Here is a 22,783-nt window from a genome sequence, read left to right as displayed (position 1 = left end):
CTTGGGGCATCGTTTGTGGCTGAAGCCCTGACCATCGGCGCCCTGCGCCGGCAGATGGCGGCGGCCCTCGCCGCAGCCGGCGTGGAGACGCCGGACCTCGACGCCCGCCTGCTGCTGGCGCAGGCGCTTGGCTGCGCGCCGAGCGATCTTCTCCTGCGCGCCGATGCAACCGTGCCGCCCGAGGCGGAGACGAAGGCCCGCGCCTTTACCGAACGGCGGGCGGGCGGCGAGCCAGTGGCGCGCATCCGCGGCCGGCGGGAGTTCTGGAGCCTCGACCTTCACCTTTCCCCCGAAACCCTGGTGCCGCGCCCCGACACCGAGACGCTGGTAGAGGCGGCCCTTGCCGCGCTGCCCGACCGAAACGCGCCCCTCACCATCCTCGATCTGGGCACGGGCACAGGCGCGATCCTCGCCGCCCTGCTGGTGGAGTGTCCAAACGCCACCGGCACCGCCGTGGACCGCTCCGAGGGCGCGGCCCTGACCGCGCGCGCCAACCTCGCGCTCAACGGCCTCGCCGCGCGCGCCCATGTGGTGGTGGGCGACTGGGGAACGGCGCTGGCCGGCGGCTTCGACCTCGTGGTCTCGAACCCGCCCTACATCACCTCCTCCGCCATGCTGGAACTGCCCGACGAGGTCCGCCTGCATGACCCGCACCTGGCGCTGGAGGCCGGGGCTGACGGCCTCCTCGCCTACCGCGCCATCGCCGCCGATTTGCCGCGCCTCGTGCGTCCCGGCGGCATCGCTGTGCTGGAACTGGGCGCGGGGCAGGAGCAGGCGGTTTCGGAACGGGTTGCGGCGGCGGGACTTGAAGTGGCAGGCCCCGCACGGCGCGATCTTGCGGGCATCCCCAGGGCTCTCGTCGCCATCCGCCGGTAAGTTCCGTAGCGGGGACTGAGTTTCCGGGCTCGTACTTTGGCAGCACTCCAAGGTCGGCATCGCGCAAACTGAGAAAAAACCGCTTGGAACCTTGGAGGGAAATGGCTAGTGTCTATTTCAGGAATCGAACCGATGCGTTGGCCCAAGGGGCTGATGCGGGCTTCCGAAATCTCAAGCAGATGTTTCGGGCGCTATGGATGCGGTGGGATGATGCGCGCGCATGCTGCGCACACTCCAGCATCCGGCGGTGAGATCGTTTCACGGTGTTGAGCGCGCGCGGGCCTCATGGCTCGGCAGCGTATCGTGTAACGGCGGCCGTGCTGGGGGGCACGGGACGGGGCTCGATGATCGGACAGATCCGGACTTAACGAACGATCGCACTTTCAGACCAGCGCGAATGCCGGCGCAGGCGGCTCGCGAAGCTGACGTTCATGGCCTGCGAAAGCGGAACAGCGCGCATCCTGGCGTGCGCCGCCCGGAACCTATGTCGGGCGTGTTGCGAAAGTTCACCGGCGCATGGCGACCGGGCGCAGACGGCGGCGTGAACGCCGAGCGAGTAGAGATTGATCCACATGAGAAATGGTCAGCAGAAGCAGCGCATGCGCGGCCGGAACAACAACAACAACAACGGCAACCGGCGCAGCTCGAACCCTCTGACACGGGTCTACGAATCGAACGGCCCGGACACGAAGGTGCGCGGAACAGCCCACCACATCGCGGAAAAATATCAGCAGCTGGCTCGCGACGCCCAGTCGTCCGGTGATCACGTAGCCGCTGAGAATTATTTCCAGCACGCCGAGCATTATCTGCGTCTCATCGCCTCGCTCCAGGGCCAGTTCGCACCGCCGCCCGGCTTCGGTCGCGACGACGAGATGGACGACGAGGATATGGACGATGTGGGCGCGCTCGACGCGCCGCAGCCGCCCTTCAACCGCGGCGAGCAGCCCTATCAGCCCCGCGAGGCGCGGGAGAACCGCGACACCCGTGGCGACAATCGCGACAATCGTGGGGATGATCGCGGCCAGCGCGATAACCGTCAGGGCAATTACCGCCGCAACCGGGACGAAGAGGGTGGCGAAAGCTACCAGCCCCGCGAGCAGCGCGAGGCCCGCGAGCAGCGGGACCAGCGCGAACCGCGTGAGCAGCGGGCCCCCCGCGAGCAGCGCGACTTCCGTGAGCAGCGTGAACCGCGCGACGATCGCGCGCCCATTGAGCAGCGGGATTCCCGCGAGCAGCGCGAGCCCCGTGAAGACCGGGCACCCCGCGAAGAGCGCGCCCCGCGCGAGGAGCGCGCCCCCCGGGAGGATCGCGCGCCACGCGAGTTCCGCCGCCGCAACCGCGACGAGACCGGCGAAGGCTTCACGCCACGTGCTGCCCGCGTCCCCCGCAGCGAGGAGGCCGAGGCCCCTCGTCCGCCCCGCGCCCCGCGCGTGGAGGAGCAGGATCTTGGCTTGCCCTCCTTCATCACCGGCTCCCCCGCCATAGCCAAGGAACGCGCCGAACCCCGCGCTGAGGCGCCCCGGGCAGAGGCTCCACGTGCCGAAGCTCTTCGTGCCGAAGCTCCTCGTGCGGAAGCTCCTCGTGCGGAGCCCGCTCGCGAAGTCGCCCGCGCCGAGCCGCCCCGCCCTGAACCCGTCCGCGCCGAGCCCGCATCGGAGCCGGCCCGCGAGCCGGCGGCGGTCGAGGCCCCCGAAGTCGCCGCAGAGGCCGCCGAGGGCACGGATGCCCGCCGCGGCCGTCGCCGTCGCTTCCGCACTCGCGCCGAGGGCGCCACCGAGCAGGCGGCAGGCGAGGCCCCGGCCCCCGAGCAGCCCGCGCTCTTCAACGACTGAAACTGCCGTTGCAGCGGCCCTGGAATGCAAAACCCCGCCGGTCGCCCGGCGGGGTTTTTCGTTTTGGGCCAAGCACCTTCGCGGCACCCTCGCGGTACCTTGACGGCACCTTGACGGCGCCGGCGATGGCCGCGCGAACGCCCCTCAGCTTTCCTTGAAGCCGTAGTCGGGGATGCCCTGCTCGTTGCCATAGTATTTGTAGGGCAGGAACTTACCGGACATGGTGATTTGCACCCTGTCGCCCTTGGGATTGGGTTCGCGCACCATCTCCATGTTGAAGTCGATGGCGGACATGATGCCGTCGCCGAACTCCTCCTCGATGAGCGCCTTCCAGGCCGGACCGTTCACCATCACCAGCTCGTAGAAGCGGTAGATGAGGGGGTCGGTGGGGGGCATGGGCGTGCCGGCGCCGCGCATGGGCACCTCGTTCAGCATGCGCTCTTCCACCTCGGAGAGGCCGAACAGCTCGGCTGCCTTCTTCGCCAGCGGCTTCACCAGCTTCATCTGGCCCAGCAGCGCGCCAACCACGAGAAAAGGCGACATGCCGCCGATTTCCTCGCAGATGTATTTCCAGGTCCAGCCCTTCTCGCGCTTGATGTCGAGGATCTTCTCGGTGAGTTGCTCGCGCTTCATGGGTCTTGCTCTCCACTCTTGGTTTTGTCGGGCCGGCGCCGCGCGGTCAGTCGCGGGCCTTGGCAACGGCGGGAAAGGGAATGGTGTTGGCGGGCGGCGGCTCCGGCGGCACGCCCAGGCGCACCAGGGGCGGATGGCGCGGGTCGTAGCCCGCCGGCTTCTCGTCCCTGAAGGTGCGGCTGCGGGACACCAAGAAATCCACCAGGTGGTTGCGCACCGTGTAGAAATCCGGCTCGTGGTGGATGCTGTCGCGGCGGCGGTCGGCCGGCAGCGGGTTCTCCACCACCTCGGCCACCATGGCCTCCGGGCCGTTGGTCATGAGCACGATCTTGTCGGCGAGGTAGATGGCCTCGTCCACGTCGTGGGTGATCATCACCACGGTCTGGCCGGTGGACTTGCAGATGCGACGCACCTCGTCCTGCAACGTGCCGCGGGTGAGCGCGTCCAGCGCCGAGAACGGCTCATCCATCAGCATGATCTTGGGCTCGATGGACAGCGCCCGGGCGATGCCCACGCGCTGGCGCATGCCGCCGGAGAGCTCCGCCGGCTTCTTGGCCTCGTTGCCCTTGAGGCCCACGAGGTCGATGAAGCGCTTCGCCCGCTCCTCCACCTCGGTCCGTCCCGCCTTGCGCCAGCGCGAGGAGACCGCATAGGCGACATTGCCGAGCACGCTGCGCCACGGCAGCAGGGCATGGCCCTGGAAGATGACGGCGCGGTCGAGGCTCGGCCCGTCGATGGCCTGCCCATCCACCACCACCACCCCGTCGGACGGGGTCTCCAGCCCGGCGAGGATGTTGAGCACGGAGGTCTTGCCGCATCCCGAATGACCGATGATGCAGACGAACTCACCCCGCGGCACCTGCAGCCAAAGGTCCTCGAAGATGGTGGTGGAGCCGCCTCCCGCCGCCGGATAGCGCCGGGCGATGCCCTCGATGGAGATGAAGCGATCGGCATTCACCGTCTCGGCTGATGTCCTGGTCATGACGCTCACTCCGGAAAGGTCACGCGCTTCTGCAAGCGCGCCAGGATCAGGTCGAGCACCATGCCCACGACGCCGATGAGCAGGATGCCCACGATGACATTGGCGATGGAAAGGTTGTTCCATTCGTTCCAGACGAAGTAGCCGATGCCGGTGCCGCCCACGAGCATCTCCGCCGCCACGATGACGAGCCAGGCGATGCCGATGGAGATACGCATGCCGGTGAGAATGGTGGGCGCCGCCGCCGGCAGGATCACCGTGAAGGCCCGCCGCCATGGGCCGACCTCCAGCGTGCGGGCGACGTTCAGCCACTCCTTGCGCACCGCCCCAACCCCGAAGGCGGTGTTGAGCAGCATGGGCCACACCGAGCAGATGAAGATGACGAAGATGGCCGAGAGTGCGGAATCCTTGATGGTGTAGAGCGCAAGCGGCATCCAGGCGAGGGGCGAGATGGGTTTCAGCACCTGGATGAAGGGGTCGAGCGCGCGGTATGCGAGCGGCGACATGCCGATGAGAAAGCCCACCGGCACCGCCACCAGCACCGCCAGGCCATAGCCGATGAACACGCGCCCAATGGAATAGAGAAGCTGGAGGCCCAGTCCCTTGTCATTCGGCCCGTTGTCGTAGAACGGCCGCTTCAGGTTGTCCCAGAGCTTGGCCGCCACGTCGAGCGGCCCCGGCATGGCCGACTTCGCCCCTACGGTGGAGATGCCCATGAGCTTGGCATATTCCGGATCGAGCGCCGGCCCCGTGCTCGCGCTCGGGGTGACGGCGATCTGCCAGAGCGCGCAGAAGGCGACGAACAGCAGCACCGAAAGCAGGCCGGCGCGCACGCCGAGGCTCTTCATCGCTCAGCTCCGCTTGATGGCGAAGGAGGCGACGTATTCGGCGGGCTTCGCCGGATCGAACACCTTGCCCATCACCGAGAACGACTTGGAGGTGGTGGCCGGCGGGGTCAGCCCCATCTCCGTCATTACCTTGGCGGCGTCGGTGGCGAGGAACACCTGGTTGGCGACGGAGGCGTAGTCCACCTCGCCCTTGATCTGGCCCCAGCGCTTCATCTGGGTCAGCATCCACACCGCGAAGCTCTCCCACGGGAACGGATCGAAATCGATGCGCCTGGGGTCATCCTTGATGTTGCCGAGGCCGTCCGCGAACTTGCCTACCAGCACCTGCTCCAACACCGTCACCGGCGCGTTGAGATAGGCCGGCGGGGCGATGGCCTCGGCGATGGCCTTGCGGTTCTCGGCCTTGGAGGCATAGCCGGTGGCATCGATGATGGCCCGCAGCAGCGCCGCATAGGTGTTGGGCATGGTGGTGATGAATTCCCGGCTCGCCGCGAAGGCGCAGCAGGGGTGGCCGTCCCACATGGTCTTGGACAAAGAGTGGATGAAGCCCACGCCGTCGAACACCGCGCGCTGGGCGATATTGTCGGGGGCAAGGAAGCCGTCGATGTTCTCGGCTCGCAGGTTGGCCACCATCTCCGGCGGCGGCACCACGCGCAGTTGCACATCGGTGTCGGGATCGATGCCGTTCTCCGCCAGCAGGTAGCGCAGCAGGTAATTGTGCATGGAGAAGTCGTAGGGAATGGCGAACTTCAGCCCCTTCCACGACTTCACGTCCATCTTGTCCTTGTGCTTGATGCCAAGGGTGAAGGATTGGCCATTGATGTTTTCGATAGCGGCGGTGACGAAGGGGATCGGGTTGGAGCCGAGGCCCTGGGAGATGGCCAGCGGCATGGGCGCCAGCATGTGGGCGGCGTCGTATTCCTTGTTGATGGTCTTGTCGCGGATCACCGCCCAGCCGGCGGTCTTCACCACCTCCACGTTCAGGCCGTGCTTCGTATAGAAGCCCATGGGGTGCGCCATGATGATGGGGGTGGCGCAGGTGATGGGGATGAAGCCCACCTTCAGGTCGGTCTTCTCCGGCTTGCCGGTGGCGGCGAACGCCTCGGTCGCGGCGTCCAGCGGGAAGAAGGTGGCGAGCGCCGCCGCGGCGGTGGAGGCGCCCACCGCCTTCAGGAAGGCGCGGCGCTTCATGTCGTTGGGAAACAGCGCGCGCATGAGGCCCGAGGCCACCACATCACGATAGCGCGCCTCGTCGCCGAGCCCCGCCGCCCGCTCCGCCGATGCGTGCTCTTCCGGCGTCGCATGGCGCCCGCACAGGCAGCGGCCGAGCTTCGACTTCAGCGAGAACGGGTTCGAGAACATCGACATCAGGGCTCTCCAGGAGGGCGGGTTGCAAAGGTTGGGCGGGCAGATGACGCTGGGTAGGTGACGCCTCGTGATGGCAATGCCCGTGCCACGGCCTAGCCGGGTACGGGCACCGGCGGCGGAATGGCCAGCGCCTTGCGCGCCAGCATGTGGCTTTTGGGATCGTTGACCGAGCAGGCCGCCAGCAGACGATCCCCCGCGAAATACCGCACGCAGAAGCGTCCGGCGGCCACGTCGCCCTCGGTTTCGGTGCGCTCGAAGCCGTCGAGGAGGCCGGCGATCTGGAGCTTCACATCGTATTGATCGGACCAGAACCAGGGGATTGGATCGTATGCAACAGCACCACCAGTGATCGCTTTCGCGGCAGCCTTGGCCTGATCGATGGCATTCTGCACGGATTCAAGGCGAACCCGCCGGCCATAGAGCCTGCTCGGAAAAGAGGCGACATCGCCGACGGCATGGATGTCCGGCACGCTGGTACGCGTCGCCTCGTCCACGCGGATGCCGTTTTCCAGCACCAGCCCGGCCTCGGCCGCCAGTTCCGCATTTGGCACCGCGCCCACGGCGGCGAGCACAAGATCGGCCGGCAGCACCCGGCCGTCGGCCAGTTCCACCCCCGTCACCCGCTCCGGGCCCACCAGCCGGGCCACGCCCACGCCGGTGAGGATGGTGACGCCGTTGCCCTCGTGCAGGGTGCGGGTGAAATCGGAGATGGTGGCGCAGGCGACGCGGGCGAGCAGGCGCGGCTGGCCTTCCACCACGGTCACGTCGAGGCCGAGCTTTTTCGCCTTGGCCGCCACCTCGAGGCCGATATAGCCGCCGCCGATGATGACGAGCTTTGCCCCCGGCACCGCGGCGGCGCGGAAGTGCTTCACGTCATCAATGGAGCGGATGGAGAAGACGCCGGAAAGCTCCGCCCCCGGCACCGGCAGCGCGCGGGCGCGGGTGCCGGTGGCGATCAAAAGGGCGCTGTAGGCAAGGCGGGAGCCGTCCGCCAATTCCACCGTTTTCTCGGCCGGCAGCAGGCGGGGGACGCGGGTGCCGAGGCGCAGGTCAACGCCGGCATCCGCATAGAACTTGGGCGCCTTCAATTCGAGCCGGTCCTCGGTCATCTCGTCGCCGAGATAGGCCTTGGAGAGCGGCGGGCGCTGATAGGGCAGATAGGGCTCGTCGCCGATCACGATGATATCGCCGGCATACCCCTCGGCCTTCAGGGAGGTGACGGCCTGCGCCGCCGCCTGCCCCGCCCCAACGATGACGACGGGGGCGCTCATCGCGGCGCCCCCGACGCTTCGGCCACCAGTGCTGCCGCGACGAAATCCAGCCGGTCCTGGCCGAAGAAGAGTTCGCCATTCACCACATAGGTGGGCGAGCCGAACACGCCGGCCTCGATGGCGGCCACCGTGTTGCGCTGGACCTGCTCGGCGGCGGCCACGCTGTCGGACAGTTCCACGAGGTGCGCGCCATCAAGCCCCACCTCGTCGGCGAGGCGGATCAGGTTGGCGCGGTCGGAAATCTGGATGTCCCGTGCCCACACCGCACTGAGGCAGGCGAAGATGAGGGCTTCGGGGTCGATCCCCTCGCCTTGCGCGGCGGCAATCAGCCGGCAGGCGGGCAGCGTGTCCGTGGGCCAGAACGCCGGCTCGGTGGAGATGGGAATGCCGCGCAGCTTCGCCCAGCGCACGATGTCCTTCTTGCGGTAGGCATTGCGCACGGGAGATTGCTTGGCCGGGGCGGTGGAGCCGCCCTCGGCGAAGACTTTCAATATGTCCACGGGCCGCCAGAGAATGCTGGCGCCGTGCTCGCGCGCGATGGCGACGAGGCGGGGGTGCCCCAGATAGGCATAGCCCGATTGAGGGCTGAAATAGCAGGTGATCTCGGGCACGCTCATAGCTCCTTCGGTTCAGGCCGTGGCCGTCGCCGGATGCCCCTCCTCAATGGGGAGCGCCGGGTCGCGCGACCACTCGTTCCAGGAGCCAAAATACATCTTCACGTCCTTCACCCCCGCTTCTTTCAGCGCGAGGAAGGTGTTGGACGCCCGCGCCCCTTTGAAGCAGTAGAGATAGACAGGGGTTTCAGGTGAAATGCCCACCGTGGCGCACTCGGCGAGGATCTCGGGGGCGGACTTGAAGCGCGGGCCTTCGGCCGTGGGCTTCATCATGCGGTACCACTCGATCCACTTGGCGCCGGGGATGCGGCCCTTGCGCGGGCAGAAGTCCTTGCCATAGGGCGAGGAGCTTTCGCCGATCCACTCGTCCACGTCGCGCACGTCGAGCTTCGCGACGGCAGGGTCCTCCACCGCCGCGAGCATGGCGGCGGCGTCGATGATCACCTCGCCCGCCGCCTCATCCACCGGGAAGGCGGCGGCCTTCGGCTCGGGCACGGCGGTGGTGACGGGCAGGCCGGCGGCCTCCCAGGCGGCAAAGCCGCCGTGCAGCACCTTGATCTTGGGATAGCCGAGGAAGGTGAGCAGAAAATAGCCGCGGCAGGACTGGCCGAAGCCCGAATTCATGGACTGCTCGTAAAGCACCGCCGTCTCCTTGCCGGAGAGGCCGGCCTTGCCGAAGGCGTCGGCGAACTTGGCGCGCAGTTCCGCATAGCCCTCGGGGGTCGAGGTTGCGAGGAAGGTGAAGATCTCGTGGAGGTTCACCGCGCTGGGAACGTGCCCCGCCGCGTAGCTCTCCGGGTTGCGCGTGTCGATGACGACGGTGGGCTCGGACAGGATCAGCGTGGACAGGTCGGACGGCGAAATCAGAATGGCACTCATGGTGATCCCCTCTCGCAGGGTGGACGACGAGAAAACCGGAAGGTGTCGGAGGCTTTGCGCCCCTCGCGTGTTCTGAAATGGAGGCTTGGCACCGGCCGCCGCGTCTTTCATCGCGCCGGCGGGCACTAACGTGCTGAAGGCGCTAGGCTGGCATCTGGTCCAGCATCAGCTTCAACTGCTTGGTGGCCGGCGTGACGATGGCGACGAAATAGGCCTCGCGCAGGCGGCGCTGGCAGCGGCTGGCCCGCACATAGCCGCGAGCGCCGCAATGGAGCATCGCATTGTGCGCCGCCTCCACGCTCTTCTCGCCGGCGAGAAGACGGGCCGCCACCACGCGCCGCCAATAGTCCGGGCTGGCGTCGAAGGGGGTCTGCGCCAGCGCGTTCACCTCCGCCTCCATGGCGGCCAAGGTCTCGGCCATGGCGTCCGGCTGCACGTCGAGGAAGCGGTTGACGTGGCCCAGCGGGCCTTCCACCTCGCGCATCATGGCGATGCAGTCGCGGATGAGGCCGATGGCCATGCCCGCCTGCAACAGGATGAAGCCGGCGCGCATCTTCTTCACGAAAGGCATGGCCTCGTGCGCCAGCACCATGTCGTCGGGCACGAACAGGTCGCGGACCTGCACGCCGTAGGTGCCGGTGCCATCCATGGAGAGGAAGGGCTCGCAGGGCTTCAGCGTCACCGCAGGATCGGCGCAATCGATGAGCGCCATCACTGGCTCGCCGCCCTCCAGCGCGAAGATGGCGCCGAAGAAATGGTCCGGGCCGAGGTTCGACACCCACGGCAGGATGCCCTTCACCTTGTAGCCGCCATCCACGCGGGTGCCCTTCAGCTTCAGCGTCTCGATGCCGAAGAAGGACTTCATGGGATTGGACAGCGCCGTGCCGCCCAGCACATGGCCGGTGGCGGCGGCGGCCAGATACTTGGACTTGGCGACCGTGTTCTCTGAATTGATCAGGTACCAGACCAGGGTGTTCTGGCACCACGCCATGAAGGCGGAAGAGGTGCACACCTCGGAGATGCGGCTCATGCCCTCGATAGCCGCACCGAGCTGATGCCCCTCGGCGAGATGCAGGCGGAAGGCACCGGAATCGGCGAAGCGGTGCAGCAGGGTGGCCGGATAGGTGCCCTCGTCGATGGCGCGGACCCAGGCGGACAGGTCGGTCACCGCGATCTTGCCGATCTCGGCGAGGGCCGCCCCCGGATCGAGCTCGGATGCGGACAGATCATGCGGCGACAAGGCGGTCACGGCGGTCAGCGACATGGCAATCCTCAGGTCCCGGAAGGCGGAAGGTGGGGCACGCCCGGATCAACCGGGCATGCCGTGGAGATGGCGCAGGCCGGATCAGGCCAGCGCCACCTCGAGGTTGACCGGGCGCACGAAGGTGTTGGCCACCGGCGACCACTTGGTGACGTGGGAGATGAGGGCGTCCACGTCTTCCTTCGGCACGCCGTCGCACTCCATTTCGACCTTCACGCGCACGTCGGTGAAGCCCACCGGCTTCTCGCTGACATCGCCCGTGCCCCACACCGCGGTGATGTTGAGATCCCCTTCCAGCTGGAGTTCCAGCTTGCGCACGGTCCAGCCGCGATGCACCGCATTGGCGTGCAGACCCACCGCGAGGCAGGAGCCCAACGCAGCGAGGGAGGCCTCGGACGGGTTCGGCGCAGTGTCGTCGCCGAGCAGTCCCGGGGGCTCGTCCACGATGTAGGGGGCAAGGTTGCGGATGTAGTTCGCATGACGGAAGCGACCCTCGGCCACCGTCTTGCACTTCAGCGTCTTGATGACTTTCGGGTCGGCCTTGCCGGCGGCGATGAGCTTCTCGAGCCCGTCCTTGTCGATGGGGGCAAGACAGCCCGTGGTCGCTTCAGGCATCAGGCAGCCGGTCAGGACGGTGTTGGATTGAGACATCGGGATCTTCCTCGGCAGATATAGACAGACCGGTCTGTCTTATGCACGGCACGTGCCAGACGCAAGCCTGACGTGCCGCACCCACCGGGAAACGGTGTTTCCTTAAGAGAAGGCAGGATTTTTCGAGTTTCAGCGCCGGGATTGCGCGGCATGAATCCTGCCTGTATTTAACAGACAGGTCTGTCTTTGTGCCCACCAAAGCGGCACGGTGGTGAGAAGCAATGCAGCAGGCGAAGACGGCGCGGACCCAGGCGCCCAAGGTACGTACGCAGAAGGCCCAGATGGGGAGTCCCCAGGCAGGGAGCACCGCGGGAACCTTCAATCCCCATCACGCCCTGGAGCTGCCTGCCGAGGCTGAACCGAAGGCGCGCGAGCGCATCATCGCGGCGGCGACGCGGCTATTCTGCCAATACGGCATCACCGCCGTGGGCGTGGACGCGGTGGTGGCGGAGGCGGCCACGGCGAAGGCGACGCTCTATAAGGCATTCGGCTCCAAGGAGCGGCTGGTGGAAGCAGTGCTGGAGCGCGAGGGCGCGGCCTGGCGCGACTGGTTCCTCGGCGAACTGCTCAAGGGAGAGGCAACACCTCTCTCCCGCCTGCGCCGCATCTTCCCGGTGCTGCGCGACTGGTTCGGCGACGACCGTTTCTTCGGCTGCCCATTCATCAATGCGGTGGCCGAGCACGACAAAAGGGATGATCGCATGCGCCAGATCGCCCTCGCCCACAAGAAGGTGGTGCTCGCGACCCTCTCCCGCCTCGCCGCGGAGGCCGGCGCGCCGGACCCGGACGGCGCCGCCCATCAGCTGGGACTGCTGATCGACGGGGCCATCGTCGCCGCCATGATCACCCGGGACGAGAACGTCGCCCTCCTCGCGGGAGAAACCGCCGATCTGCTGCTCGCCCGCATGACCGCCGCCGAAGTTGCCTGAGCTGTCGTCTTCCGGCGGCCCGGCGCCCACGCGGCCGGGCCGCATCCGCAAGGCACCGGACGCCGCTGCGCGCGCGGCGTCCGGTGCCCCGACTTTCCGTCCGCGCGACTGAAATTCACCCCTCCCAACTGTGCAGCCGCGCCGGCTTGACGGTGCGCCCCGGCGCCCCCAATACGGTCGGCAAAGAGGCTCGGGAGGAAATATCATGCGTATTCGCGCCGCCGTGCTCCGTGCGTCCCCTGTGAGCAAGCCCTACGGACAGACGCGCCCGCTCTCCATTGAAACGGTTGAGCTCGCCCCGCCCCAGGCCGGCGAGGTGCTGATCAAGATTGCGGCGGCTGGCCTGTGCCATTCCGACCTGTCCGTGATCAATGGCGACCGTCCCCGCCAGCTGCCCATGGTGCTCGGCCACGAGGCCTCCGGCGTGGTGGTGGAGCCGGGCCCCGGCGTGACCGATCTTGCCCCCGGCGACCATGTGGTGATGAGCTTCGTGCCCACCTGCGGCACCTGCCCTTCCTGCCTCGACGGGCGGGCCCAGATGTGCGGCCCCGGCCAGGCGGCCAACGGCGCCGGCACCCTGCTCGGCGGCGGCCGGCGGCTGACCTGCGATGACGGCACCGATGCCTATCATCTGTGCGGCATTTCCGGCTTCGGCGAATATGCGGTGATATCGCGCCGCTCCATCATCAAGATCGACCCCGAGATGTCGCTGGTGGATGCCGCTTTGTTCGGCTGCGCGGTGATGACCGGCGTCGGCGCAATCGTGAACACCTGCGGCGTGCGGCCCGGCCAGAGCGTCGCGGTGGTGGGCCTCGGCGGCGTCGGCCTGTCGGCGGTGATGGGCGCGGTGGCGGCCGGGGCGGAGCAGATTGTCGCCCTCGACCTGTCGCCGGCCAAGCTCGACATCGCCCGCTCGCTGGGCGCCACCGACACCTTCCTCGCCAACGATCCCGATGTGGTGGATGCCGTGAAGGCCGCAACGAAGGGCGGCGTGGACCATGCGGTGGAGATGGCAGGCTCCGCCCCCGCCTTCGAGCTGGCCTACAAGATCACCAAGCGCGGCGGCACCACCGCCACGGGCGGCCTCGCCAATCCCAACGCCCGGGTCTCGCTGCCCCCGGTGCACCTCGTGGCAGAAGAGCGCACCATCAAGGGCAGCTACATGGGCAGCTGCGTGCCGCCGCGCGACATTCCCCGCTTCATGGCGCTCTACCAGCGCGGCAAACTGCCGGTGAACCGCCTGCTCTCCTCCACCGGTCCGCTCGATGAGATCAACGAGGGCTTCGACCGCCTCGACCGCGGCGAGGTGGTGCGGCACGTCATCGTCTATTGAGCCGGAGCAGGCGGGGACGGGATTCCCTTCCCCGCCGCTTGGCGAGCACGACTTGGCTGACGCGTTTTCGCGCGAACCGGTATCCACTTCGCGCGAAAACGCTCTAAAGTCGCGCCGCATCGAACAGGAGAAGCCATGCGCGCCGTCATCCGTCTCGCCGTGGTCGCGGCGCTCGCCCTCGGCCTCGGCGGCTGCGACAAATGCGGCAACTGGTTCGGCCAGGGCAAGCCGAACGCCTGCCAGTCCGGCACGCCCAAATAGGCGGCCGGGTGCCCGAACACCCTCACCGTACGTTTGGATTGGGGACGCGACCCTTGGCTGCCTTCAGCCGCGCGATCTCGGCGCCGATGGGGCCGAACGGCCCATACTTGTGCTGCGCCTGCGGGAAGCCGTCCGCATAGGGGCCGTAGGGAGTGTCCACGGGCTTGTCGAGCAGGTCCGGGAAATCCCGGTCGAGCCCCGCGCGATGGGGCCGCTTCTGGCTTGCCACATAGGCCGCGACGTCCCAGGCGTCCTCCGGCGCAAGCACCGGCATGACCCAGCTGACGCCGTTCGGCATGTTGTCATGGACGAAATTGGCGATGGTGATGAGCCGGCTCATGCCCGCACCGTCATTGAAGCTGTCTGGCCCCCACAGCGGCGGCACCCCATAGCCGAAGCTTGCATCCACCGCGTTACGGCGCAGGCCTTCGCCTCCGGACCGGTGGCAGACGACGCAGGTCTGCGCATAGACCACCGCCCCGCGCGCGGGATCCGCCGGCCGGTCGAGCAGCGGGATGGCACCGGCGCCGGCCCCCGCGATGTTCGCATCCTTCGGCAGCGCCGAGGACAGGAGGGTGAGATAGGCGAGCAGGGCGCGCATGGGCCGCGCATCCCGTGGCATAGCGCGACCGTTCATGGAGCGCGTCATGCAGCTGTCGACGCGGTCCGCGAGCTCCGCCCGCTCGCCGGAACGGGTGGAATAGCGCGGATAATCCGCCGCCGCGGCCACCAGCGGCAGGCCGAATTTCTTGCGCCCGGCATCTAGATGGCAGTTGGCGCAGGCCAAGTTGTTGCCGGCGAAGCGCTGGGCCGGGTCGGCCGCGTCAGGACCGATATGGCGCGCGCTCTCCTCCAGCACCGAGCGGCCGTAACGGACGAGACGGCCGTTCTCGTCATCGGGCAGAAGATCGATATCGGGAATGTCCCACACCGCGATGCGTGCGTTGGCCGTGGCGAGGCTGGCAGCAAGCTCGGCCGCGGGCGGGGGAGGCGTGGCCTGCTGGCCCAGCGCCGCCCCCGGGACGAATGCCCCCATCAGGACCAGGCCTGAAAGCAGGCTGGCCGCCGCCCCATTGCGCCCTGCGCTTCGCCGCATCTCTTCCCCCACGGTATTTTGCGATGCCTGAAAAGGCCCGCCTTTCTTGCATCCATGCCGGCGCACCGCTATAAGCGCGCCTTCGCTCGCGGCATGCGCCCCCCTGGAGGCGTGCCGCGGTCGAAGACGCGTGCCCGCATCGCGACATGCGTCGTTGTAGAATCTTATCAATGTTAGGACGAGTGCCATGACTGCCATCAAGGAACTGAAGGCTGTGGCGCGCCCGCGGGCCGGCAAGGGGGCCGCCCGTGCCGAGCGCCGCGCCGGGCGCGTGCCCGCCGTGATCTACGGCGAGAAGCAGGAGCCGGTGACGATCTCGCTGAACTTCCGCGAGATCAACAAGACCATCTACGCTGGCCACTTCCTCACCACGCTGTTCGAGATCGACGTGGACGGAACCAAGCACCGCGTAATCCCCCGCGACTACCAGATGGACGTGGTGAAGGATTTCCCGCTGCACGTGGATTTCCTGCGCGTGTCCCAGGGCGCGACCGTGACGGTGGAAGTGCCGGTGCACTTCGTGAACCAGGAAGCCTCCCCCGCCATCAAGGCTGGCGGCACCCTCAACGTCGTGGCCCACGCCGTGGAGCTGGATTGCCCCGCCGAGTCGATCCCGGCTTCCGTCGAAGTGGACCTGACCGGTGCCAACTACGGCGACAGCTTCCACCTGTCCGACATCAAGCTGCCCGCGGGCGTGACCTGGGCCGGCCATGGCGATGACACGCTGGGCACCGTCGTCGCCCCGTCGGGCCAGGCGGATGCCGCGGCCGAAGACGCGGCTGAAGCGGCCAAGGCCTGAGCTGGCGATCTCCATCCTGCTGCCGCACTGGCAGCCGGATGGTCCAGAATATTCGGGCCGGAGGCGCCACATGTTCCTGTTCGCAGGGCTCGGCAATCCCGGCCCGAAATATGCCGGCAACCGGCATAATATCGGCTTTATGGCGCTTGATGCCATTTGCCGCCGCCACCGCCTCGGCCCGCTGCGCCGCCGCTTCCAGTCCATGGCGGCGGAGGGCGAGATCGGCGGCGAGAAGGTGATCGCGCTGTTCCCCGAGACCTACATGAACGAGAGCGGGCGCGCCGTCGCCGAGGCGCAGCGCTTCTACAAGATCCCCCTCGACCACATTTTCGTCTTCCACGACGAACTGGACCTGCCCCCCGCCAAGCTGCGCATCAAGAAGGGCGGCGGCAATGCGGGCCACAATGGCCTGCGGTCCATCACCGCCCAGTGCGGCAACGACTATTTCCGCATCCGCCTCGGCATCGGCCATCCCGGCGACAAGGCGCTGGTGCATGCCTATGTGCTCAACGACTTCGCCAAGAGCGAGAAACCCTGGCTCGACGCCATCTGCGACGCCTGCGCCGACTTTGCCGACCTGCTCACCCAGAAGCGGCCGGAGGAGTTCCAGAACCGCGCCCACCTGTTCCTGGATGCCCAGGGCTTCGGCGAGCAGAAGCGGGTGGGCGAGAAGGGCTGAGGCGCGGGCCTTCGCGGACCGATGCGGCCCGGCGTGATGGTCCCATGGGTTGCGGAGCCACGCCGTGAGGGGATATGCGGATGGCAAGAGCTGTCCCCGCGACATCCCTCGCCAATCTGACACTGCTGCCCCGATACCGGCCGGCGGCCAAACCCGAGCGTTCCATGGGCTTCAAATGCGGCATCGTCGGGCTTCCCAACGTGGGCAAGTCCACCCTATTCAATGCGCTCACCCAGACCGCGGCGGCGCAGGCGGCGAACTATCCGTTCTGCACCATCGAGCCCAATGTGGGTGACGTCGCGGTGCCCGACCCGCGGCTCGATACCCTGGCCGAGATTGCCGGCTCGGGGGCGATCATCCCCACCCGGCTCACCTTCGTGGACATCGCGGGGCTGGTGCGCGGCGCCTCCAAGGGCGAGGGGCTCGGCAACCAGTTCCTCGCCAACATCCGCGAGTGCGACGCCATCGCCCATGTGGTGCGCTGCTTCGAGGACGGCGACGTGACCCATGTGGAGGGCAAGATCTCTCCCGTGGACGACATCGAGACCATCGAGACCGAGCTGATGCTCGCCGATCTCGAAAGCCTGGAGAAGCGCGCGGCCGCGCTGGAGAAGAAGGCCAAGGGCGCCGACAAGGAGGCCAAGGAAACCCTCGACCTCATGACCCGCGCCCTGGTCCTGTTGCGCGAGGGCAAGCCCGCCCGCCTCGCGCAGGTGAAGCCGGAGGAAGAGAAACTGTTCTCCCAGCTCGGCCTCATGACCGCCAAGCCGGTGCTCTATGTGTGCAACGTGGAGGAGGCCTCGGCCAAGGAGGGCAACGCCCTCTCCGCGCAGGTGTTCGAGCGGGCCAAGCTCGAAGGCGCCATGGCGGTGGTGGTCTCGGCCAAGATCGAGAGCGAGATCGCCGTCCTGCCCCCCGAGGAGCAGAAGGACTATCTGGAGGCCATCGACCTGGACGAACCCGGTCTCAACCGGGTGATCCGCGCCGGCTACGAACTGCTCCAGCTTCTCACCTATTTCACCGTGGGGCCGAAGGAGGCGCGCGCCTGGACCATCACGGCCGGCACCAAGGCGCCGGCGGCGGCGGGTGTGATCCATTCGGATTTCGAGAAGGGCTTCATCCGCGCCGAGACCGTCGCCTACGACGATTATGTGAAGTTCAAGGGCGAGGGCGGCGCCCGCGAGGCCGGGCGCTTCCGCCTCGAAGGCAAGGAATATGTGGTCGCCGACGGCGACGTGCTGCACTTCCGCTTCGCCAACTGAAGCCCAGACCAATGGCCAAGAGCTTGGCTCATGGCCATTGGTCGAGCCTGCGCGGCATTTGAGCGTAACCCACTTGGCCTCCAACCAAGACCGAGGCCGACAGTATAAGGGATCGGGAATGGCCGGGCACGAGGGGCCGGTGGAGATCGGCCGTTTCACCTTCACGAAAGCGGAGATCCTGCGCTTCGCCCAAGCCTTCGATCCCCAGCCCTTCCATGTGGACGAGGCGGCAGCCGCTGCCTCCCCGTTCGGCGGTCTGGTCGCCTCGGGCTGGCACACGGCCTGCGTCTGGATGGGCCTTTTCGTGCGCGCGGCCGCAGTGGACGGCCTGCCGCCCGATCACCCGGCCGTGCTCTCGCCGGTGGGCGTGGGCTTCGGCATGACCGAGCTGAAATGGCTCGCCCCCGTGCGCGCGGGCGATACCCTCACCTTCTTCACCGAGGTCCTGGATGCCCGCCCCAGCGGCAGCAGGCCGGGCTGGACCATTTTTCACCGCCGCAACAGCGCCCAGCGGGAGGATGGCACGGAAGTCCTCACCTTCGAGATCAAGCACATGGCGCCGGCGGCTTTGCTCTAAAGCCAAGGCGATCTAAACTAACCACCTCTCTCTAGCCAGAATTAAAATTAATCACCTGCCGACTGGCTTCAATGCCCTCTACATTTCACGCGTTTTCTTCGAAACGAGATCGGATAAATTCAGATCGAGATCAAATTTCAACAACAGAACACTTGGGGTCCATCCTGAACATACCGCTATGAGATCGACTGGCTGAGGGACGCCATGTTATGGTCGCCCATGGGGTCGACGCTCTTTAGTCCCTGGTTCTGAGGAAGGCGCGCTGCGCTCCGCCAATCGCGTGGAGGGCTACGGCTTCCCGGTGCCGCTCAACATGCGGCACGAGCTGATCGGCGTGGACAAGATGATGTTCTGATCGCCCGTGCAGCCCCTTATCCCCAGCCCACCTTGACGTTTGCGGCATCCTCGCCTTCCATCGCAGTCCAACGACAGGAGGGACGCCTTGCCAGACATCTTCTTCGAAGATTTCATCATCGGTGAGGTGAAGACGTTCGGCTCGCACCAGTTCGGCGAGGAGGAGATCGTCGCGTTCGCCCGCGAGTTCGATCCCCAGCCCATGCATCTGGACAAGGAGGCCGGCAAGGCGTCCCTGCTCGGGGGCATGGCGGCGTCCGGCTGGCACACCTGCGCCGTCCTCATGCGGCTGATCTGCGACGGCTTCCTGTTGCGCACCGCCGGCATGGGCTCCCCCGGCATCACCGAGAACAAGTGGCTCGCCCCGGTGTTTCCCGGCGACGTGTTGACCCTGCGCCGCACGGTGCTGGAAAGCCGCACTTCCAAGAGCAAGCCGGACATGGGCCTCGTCACCTTCCGCTTCGAGCTGGTGAAGCCGGACAAGACCGTTGCCATGTCGCAGGTCTGCGTCATCATGATCGGCCGCCGCAATCCGGGAGCACGCCTCGCATGACCTATTTCGAGGAACTGGAAATCGGCGACCACGAGGTACTCGGCCGCCACACCTTCACGGAAGCCGAGATGATCGCCTTCGCCAAGCTCTATGATCCCCAGCCCTTCCATGTGGATCCGGAGGCAGCCAAGCGCAGCCATTTCGGCGCGCTGGTGGCTTCCGGCTGGCACACGGCATCCATGTGGATGAAGTTCTTCATCGCCTTCAACACGGGATCGACCAAGGCGCTCGAGGCCAAGGGCGGGCGCATGCTGGAGGTCGGTCCCTCCCCCGGCTTCACCAATTTGCGCTGGCTGAAGCCGGTCTATGCGGGCGACACCATCACCTACGCCACCGAGGCGCGGGAGAAGATCGCCACCCGCGGGCGGCCCCAATGGGGCCTGCTGAAGGCCTATAATTCCGGCACCAACCAGCACGGCGACCTGGTGATCGATTTCGAGAGCGCGGTGCTGGTGGCCCGCAAGGGCGGCTGAGCGGCCTCTCGCTCAGCCCTCCAGTTCCTCCTTCAGGATTTCCAGCCGCAGCCACTCTTCTTCCGCCGCATCCAGTGCGCCCTGGGCCTCGGTGAGCGCGGCCGAGGTCTTCTGGAAGCGGGCAGGGTCGCGGGCGTAAAGGGCCGGGTCGGCTAGTTCAGCGGCGAGCTTCTCCACCTTGGTCTTGAGTGTCGCCATGGTCTTCGGCAGGGTTTTCAGCGCGTGCTGCTCGTGGAAGGAGAGCTTGCGCTTGTCCTTGGACGGGGACGGTGCGGCCGTCGCCGGCTCGCTCTTTTCCCCCGCGCCGGCCTTGGCCTTCACCACCGGCGCGCCCTTGTCCCGCGCCTCCACGCCGCGGCCGCGCTGCGTCACCATGTCCGAATAGCCGCCGGGATATTCGCGGAACACGCCGTCGCCCTCGGCCACGATGACGCTGGAGACGGTGCGGTCGAGGAAGTCACGGTCGTGGCTCACCAGGATCACCGTGCCGGGATAGTCGGCCACCATCTCCTGCAACAGGTCTAGGGTCTCGAGGTCCAGGTCGTTGGTGGGCTCGTCCAGCACCAGCATGTTGGAGGGCAGCGCCAGGGACCGCGCCAGCATCAGCCGGCCACGCTCGCCGCCCGACAGCACCGAGAGCGGCGCGTTGGCCTGGTCGGGGGAGAACAGGAAGTCCTTCAGGTAGCCGATGACGTGCTTGGGCTGGCCGCCCACCATCACCTGATCCGAACCGCCGCCGGTGAGCGCATCACGCAGGGTGGTGGTGGGATCGAGCGCCGCGCGCTTCTGGTCGAGGCTGGCGATCTCCAGGTTGGTGCCCAGCTTCACCGTGCCGCTGTCGGGGGCGAGTTCCCCGGTCAAGAGCTTGATGAGGGTGGTCTTGCCCGCGCCGTTGGGACCGATGATGCCGATGCGGTCGCCGCGCAGGATGCGGGTGGAGAAATCCTTCACCACCGTGCGGTCGCCGTATGACTTGGAAATGCCCTTGGCCTCGATGACCAGCTTGCCGGAGGTCTCCGCCTCGCTCACCGTGAGCTTGACGTTGCCGACGGCGCGGCGCTCGTCCCGGCGGTCCTTGCGCATGGAATGCAGCAGGCCGAGGCGACGCACATTGCGCTTGCGCCGGGCGGTGACGCCGTAGCGCAGCCAGTCCAGTTCCGCGACGATCTTGCGGTCGAGCTTGTGGCGCTCGGTCTCCTCCTGCTCCAGCACCTCGTCGCGCCAGGCCTCGAAGGCGGAAAAGCCCTGTTCGAGCCGCCGGGTCTGGCCGCGATCGAGCCACACGGTGGCGCGCGACAGGGTTTCCAGGAAGCGCCGGTCATGGCTGATGAGGACGATGGCCGAACGCAGGCCCCTCAGCTCGCTTTCCAGCCATTCGATGGCCGGCAGGTCGAGATGGTTGGTGGGCTCGTCGAGGAGCAGCACGTCCGGCTCCGGCGCGATGACGCGGGCGAGCGCGGCCCGCCGCGCCTCACCGCCGGAGAGGTTGGAGGGGTCTTCCCGACCGGTCAGGCCCAGCTCGTCGAGCAGATATTGGGCGCGATACTCCTGATCCCCCGGCCCCATCCCCGCCTCCACATAGGCCAAGGTCGTGGCGTAGCCGGAGAAATCGGGCTCCTGCGGCAGGTAGCGCACGGTGGTGCCGGGCTGGAAGAAACGGGTGCCGGAATCCGGCGCCACCATGCCCGCCGCCACCTTCAGCAGCGTCGACTTGCCGGAACCGTTGCGCCCGACAAGGCACACGCGCTCGGAGGCGGAAACCGAAAGTTCCGCCCCGTCGAGCAGGGGTGTGGCGCCGAAGCGCAGATGGATGTCCTGGAGGAGAACGAGGGGAGGAGCCATGGCGCCGGATTAAAGCCCCCGGCGCCGGAACGCAAAGGGTTGCTGCGGCGCCGGCCGCTCGGCTCGGTTCGCAAGACCCGAAAACGCCCCGTCCGGACACGACCGCCCGGCCGGGGACGTCCCGTCAAACCATCAATGTAGGGTGGAAGATCCGTTGATCTTGGTCATCTGGTCCTTAAGGACCAATTTCTTGCGCTTCAATTCGGCAATGCGAACGGTGTCGGAAGCCGGACGTGCAAGTTCGCGGTTGAGTTCCTGCTCAATGGCCTGATGGCGCCGCTTCAACTCCTGAAGGTGCGACTGGATGGACATTCTAAGCCTCTCCCTGTCTGCAACACGACATCAGTCTGTCACGGAGCCGACGAAGAGTCGATTGCCTTTCTTGATCCTCCGGCAAGCTCCCATCTTGCAGCGCGGCAAGCGCATGCCATAGTCAGTACCGAATTCGGGGGAAGGGCGGCTGCCCTGTTGCATCCTTGGGAAGCGGTCGTTTTCCAGGGCCTCGGCGATGCGGCAGCGGGGTCGCGTATTTGTGTCCATGGGGGTCTGCCGGCGCCGCCCGGCGTGATGGCCCGCGGATGCCGATGCCGATCCTGCCGGTGACGGATGTGGGAATGACGAGCGACGACGAACGGGATCTCAGGATCCATCTCGAGCGGCTGAAGCAGGAGCATCGCGACCTCGACACCGCCATCGACGCACTGTTGGCGGTGTCCGGATCGGACGTGCTCCAGATCCAGCGGCTGAAGAAGCGCAAGCTGCAGCTGAAGGATCGCATCAGCCAAGTGGAGGATCAGCTGTTCCCGGACATCATCGCCTGAGGCCGCTGCGCCGCCAGACGCGGCACCGGACCGGGGCCGCCTGAGGAAGCCCTCCGGCCAGGCCGGAGGGCCAAGGCGGTGCGAAGGCGCTCAGAGCTGCGCGAGCAGAGCCGAGGCGCTGGAGATATCGGCCTTGGAGGGCACGTCCTCCACGTTCAGGCTCGTCACCACGCCGTCTTCCACCACCATGGAATAGCGCTTGGAGCGCACGCCAAGGCCGGCGGCCGAGCCGTCGAAGGTGAGATCGAGGGCGGTGGAGAAGGATGCGTCGGGATCGGACAGGAACACGATCTTGCCGTCCGCGCCGGAGGCCTTTTCCCAGGCGCCCATGACGAAGGGATCGTTCACCGAGACCACGGCGATGGCATCCACGCCCTTGGCCTTGATGGCGTCGGCCTCATGGACGTAGCCCGGCAGGTGGTTCTTGTGGCAGGTGGGCGTGAAGGCGCCCGGCACCGCGAACAGCACCACCTTCTTGCCCTTGAAGATCTCGTCGGTGGTCTTCGGCACGGGGCCGTCTTCGGTGGGAACGCGGAAGGTGGCGCTGGGCAGTTTTTCGCCGACCGAAATGGGCATCGTTTTCTCCGAAAGT

At 67.1% G+C, this 22,783-nt stretch carries 25 protein-coding genes; 12 read left to right on the top strand and 13 right to left on the bottom strand.

What is annotated here, in order from left to right; translation table 11 throughout:
* Positions 1 to 15 precede the first annotated feature (15 nt).
* Together prmC and FBQ73_RS20380 are read left to right on the top strand one after the other, a co-directional pair.
* Complete coding sequence (prmC, locus tag FBQ73_RS20385; protein WP_210236845.1) at positions 16 to 876, top strand: peptide chain release factor N(5)-glutamine methyltransferase; 861 nt, start codon at positions 16 to 18, stop codon at positions 874 to 876.
* Positions 877 to 1,448: 572 nt separating this feature from the next.
* Positions 1,449 to 2,708, top strand: coding sequence for a DUF4167 domain-containing protein (locus FBQ73_RS20380; RefSeq protein ID WP_138401319.1), 1,260 nt, complete (start codon positions 1,449 to 1,451; stop codon positions 2,706 to 2,708).
* Between the two features lie 144 nt (positions 2,709 to 2,852).
* Here the strand turns inward: FBQ73_RS20380 and cynS are convergent, their stop codons facing one another.
* The 9 genes from cynS to FBQ73_RS20335 form a co-directional block, all read right to left on the bottom strand.
* Positions 2,853 to 3,341, bottom strand: a complete 489-nt coding sequence (cynS, locus tag FBQ73_RS20375) for a cyanase (protein ID WP_138401318.1) — start codon at positions 3,339 to 3,341, stop codon at positions 2,853 to 2,855.
* Positions 3,342 to 3,387: 46 nt separating this feature from the next.
* Positions 3,388 to 4,323 (bottom strand): ABC transporter ATP-binding protein, encoded by a 936-nt coding sequence (locus tag FBQ73_RS20370; protein WP_138401317.1) that lies wholly within the window; start codon positions 4,321 to 4,323, stop codon positions 3,388 to 3,390.
* A gap of 5 nt (positions 4,324 to 4,328) precedes the next feature.
* A complete protein-coding gene (gene ntrB, locus FBQ73_RS20365) occupies positions 4,329 to 5,168 on the bottom strand; it encodes a nitrate ABC transporter permease (RefSeq protein WP_138401316.1) in 840 nt (279 codons plus the stop codon).
* A 3-nt stretch (positions 5,169 to 5,171) separates the two neighbouring features.
* Positions 5,172 to 6,536 (bottom strand): CmpA/NrtA family ABC transporter substrate-binding protein, encoded by a 1,365-nt coding sequence (locus FBQ73_RS20360; RefSeq protein ID WP_138401315.1) that lies wholly within the window; start codon positions 6,534 to 6,536, stop codon positions 5,172 to 5,174.
* A gap of 92 nt (positions 6,537 to 6,628) precedes the next feature.
* Positions 6,629 to 7,807, bottom strand: coding sequence for an NAD(P)/FAD-dependent oxidoreductase (locus FBQ73_RS20355; protein ID WP_138401314.1), 1,179 nt, complete (start codon positions 7,805 to 7,807; stop codon positions 6,629 to 6,631).
* Entirely contained in the window at positions 7,804 to 8,424 is a 621-nt protein-coding gene (locus FBQ73_RS20350) for a 2-hydroxychromene-2-carboxylate isomerase (protein ID WP_138401313.1), read from the bottom strand. Before FBQ73_RS20350 ends, FBQ73_RS20355 begins: the two co-directional genes overlap by 4 nt.
* Before the next feature lie 12 nt (positions 8,425 to 8,436).
* Positions 8,437 to 9,300 (bottom strand): sulfurtransferase, encoded by an 864-nt coding sequence (locus FBQ73_RS20345; RefSeq protein ID WP_138401312.1) that lies wholly within the window; start codon positions 9,298 to 9,300, stop codon positions 8,437 to 8,439.
* A gap of 142 nt (positions 9,301 to 9,442) precedes the next feature.
* Entirely contained in the window at positions 9,443 to 10,564 is a 1,122-nt protein-coding gene (locus FBQ73_RS20340) for an acyl-CoA dehydrogenase family protein (protein WP_138401311.1), read from the bottom strand.
* 81 nt (positions 10,565 to 10,645) lie between these two features.
* Positions 10,646 to 11,212 carry an OsmC family protein gene (locus tag FBQ73_RS20335; RefSeq protein WP_210236844.1) on the bottom strand — a complete coding sequence of 189 codons (567 nt, stop codon included), beginning with the start codon at positions 11,210 to 11,212 and terminating at the stop codon, positions 10,646 to 10,648.
* A gap of 281 nt (positions 11,213 to 11,493) precedes the next feature.
* Here FBQ73_RS20335 and FBQ73_RS20330 point away from each other — a divergent pair, with 281 nt between their 5' ends.
* The 3 genes from FBQ73_RS20330 (at position 11,494) to FBQ73_RS23430 (ending at position 13,735) form a co-directional block, all read left to right on the top strand.
* The gene (locus FBQ73_RS20330) at positions 11,494 to 12,141 is read left to right on the top strand and encodes a TetR/AcrR family transcriptional regulator (protein WP_246089796.1); all 648 of its coding nucleotides are present in this window, start codon (positions 11,494 to 11,496) and stop codon (positions 12,139 to 12,141) included.
* A 205-nt stretch (positions 12,142 to 12,346) separates the two neighbouring features.
* On the top strand, positions 12,347 to 13,474 hold the full coding sequence (locus FBQ73_RS20325) for a zinc-dependent alcohol dehydrogenase family protein (RefSeq protein WP_138401310.1): 1,128 nt from the start codon (positions 12,347 to 12,349) through the stop codon (positions 13,472 to 13,474).
* Positions 13,475 to 13,609: 135 nt separating this feature from the next.
* The gene (locus tag FBQ73_RS23430) at positions 13,610 to 13,735 is read left to right on the top strand and encodes a hypothetical protein (protein ID WP_269149865.1); all 126 of its coding nucleotides are present in this window, start codon (positions 13,610 to 13,612) and stop codon (positions 13,733 to 13,735) included.
* A 22-nt stretch (positions 13,736 to 13,757) separates the two neighbouring features.
* Here the strand turns inward: FBQ73_RS23430 and FBQ73_RS20320 are convergent, their stop codons facing one another.
* Positions 13,758 to 14,771, bottom strand: a complete 1,014-nt coding sequence (locus tag FBQ73_RS20320; RefSeq protein ID WP_138401309.1) for a c-type cytochrome — start codon at positions 14,769 to 14,771, stop codon at positions 13,758 to 13,760.
* A gap of 247 nt (positions 14,772 to 15,018) precedes the next feature.
* Here FBQ73_RS20320 and FBQ73_RS20315 point away from each other — a divergent pair, with 247 nt between their 5' ends.
* The 6 genes from FBQ73_RS20315 (at position 15,019) to FBQ73_RS20290 (ending at position 19,528) form a co-directional block, all read left to right on the top strand.
* The gene (locus FBQ73_RS20315) at positions 15,019 to 15,630 is read left to right on the top strand and encodes a 50S ribosomal protein L25/general stress protein Ctc (RefSeq protein ID WP_138401308.1); all 612 of its coding nucleotides are present in this window, start codon (positions 15,019 to 15,021) and stop codon (positions 15,628 to 15,630) included.
* A 70-nt stretch (positions 15,631 to 15,700) separates the two neighbouring features.
* Positions 15,701 to 16,309, top strand: coding sequence for an aminoacyl-tRNA hydrolase (pth, locus tag FBQ73_RS20310; RefSeq protein WP_138401307.1), 609 nt, complete (start codon positions 15,701 to 15,703; stop codon positions 16,307 to 16,309).
* 164 nt (positions 16,310 to 16,473) lie between these two features.
* Positions 16,474 to 17,571: a redox-regulated ATPase YchF gene (gene ychF / locus FBQ73_RS20305; RefSeq protein WP_138401358.1), complete on the top strand. Its 1,098-nt coding sequence runs from the start codon at positions 16,474 to 16,476 to the stop codon at positions 17,569 to 17,571.
* Between the two features lie 118 nt (positions 17,572 to 17,689).
* Complete coding sequence (locus FBQ73_RS20300) at positions 17,690 to 18,148, top strand: MaoC/PaaZ C-terminal domain-containing protein (protein ID WP_138401306.1); 459 nt, start codon at positions 17,690 to 17,692, stop codon at positions 18,146 to 18,148.
* Positions 18,149 to 18,590: 442 nt separating this feature from the next.
* A complete protein-coding gene (locus FBQ73_RS20295; protein ID WP_138401305.1) occupies positions 18,591 to 19,055 on the top strand; it encodes a MaoC family dehydratase in 465 nt (154 codons plus the stop codon).
* Complete coding sequence (locus FBQ73_RS20290) at positions 19,052 to 19,528, top strand: MaoC family dehydratase (protein ID WP_138401304.1); 477 nt, start codon at positions 19,052 to 19,054, stop codon at positions 19,526 to 19,528. Before FBQ73_RS20295 ends, FBQ73_RS20290 begins: the two co-directional genes overlap by 4 nt.
* A gap of 12 nt (positions 19,529 to 19,540) precedes the next feature.
* Here FBQ73_RS20290 and FBQ73_RS20285 read toward each other — a convergent pair whose 3' ends face one another.
* Positions 19,541 to 21,370 carry an ABC-F family ATP-binding cassette domain-containing protein gene (locus FBQ73_RS20285; protein ID WP_138401303.1) on the bottom strand — a complete coding sequence of 610 codons (1,830 nt, stop codon included), beginning with the start codon at positions 21,368 to 21,370 and terminating at the stop codon, positions 19,541 to 19,543.
* Positions 21,371 to 21,502: 132 nt separating this feature from the next.
* Positions 21,503 to 21,682, bottom strand: a complete 180-nt coding sequence (locus FBQ73_RS20280) for a YdcH family protein (RefSeq protein ID WP_138401302.1) — start codon at positions 21,680 to 21,682, stop codon at positions 21,503 to 21,505.
* A 302-nt stretch (positions 21,683 to 21,984) separates the two neighbouring features.
* Here FBQ73_RS20280 and FBQ73_RS20275 point away from each other — a divergent pair, with 302 nt between their 5' ends.
* Complete coding sequence (locus FBQ73_RS20275; protein ID WP_138401301.1) at positions 21,985 to 22,191, top strand: YdcH family protein; 207 nt, start codon at positions 21,985 to 21,987, stop codon at positions 22,189 to 22,191.
* A gap of 90 nt (positions 22,192 to 22,281) precedes the next feature.
* Here FBQ73_RS20275 and FBQ73_RS20270 read toward each other — a convergent pair whose 3' ends face one another.
* A complete protein-coding gene (locus FBQ73_RS20270) occupies positions 22,282 to 22,767 on the bottom strand; it encodes a peroxiredoxin (RefSeq protein ID WP_138401300.1) in 486 nt (161 codons plus the stop codon).
* Between the last annotated feature and the right edge of the window lie 16 nt (positions 22,768 to 22,783).

It is taken from the genome of Xanthobacter autotrophicus (assembly GCF_005871085.1).
In the GTDB taxonomy this organism is placed as follows: Bacteria; Pseudomonadota; Alphaproteobacteria; order Rhizobiales; family Xanthobacteraceae; genus Xanthobacter; species Xanthobacter autotrophicus.
Note: the sequence above shows the minus strand (reverse complement) of the source record. Positions and strands in the feature narration are given on the sequence as shown.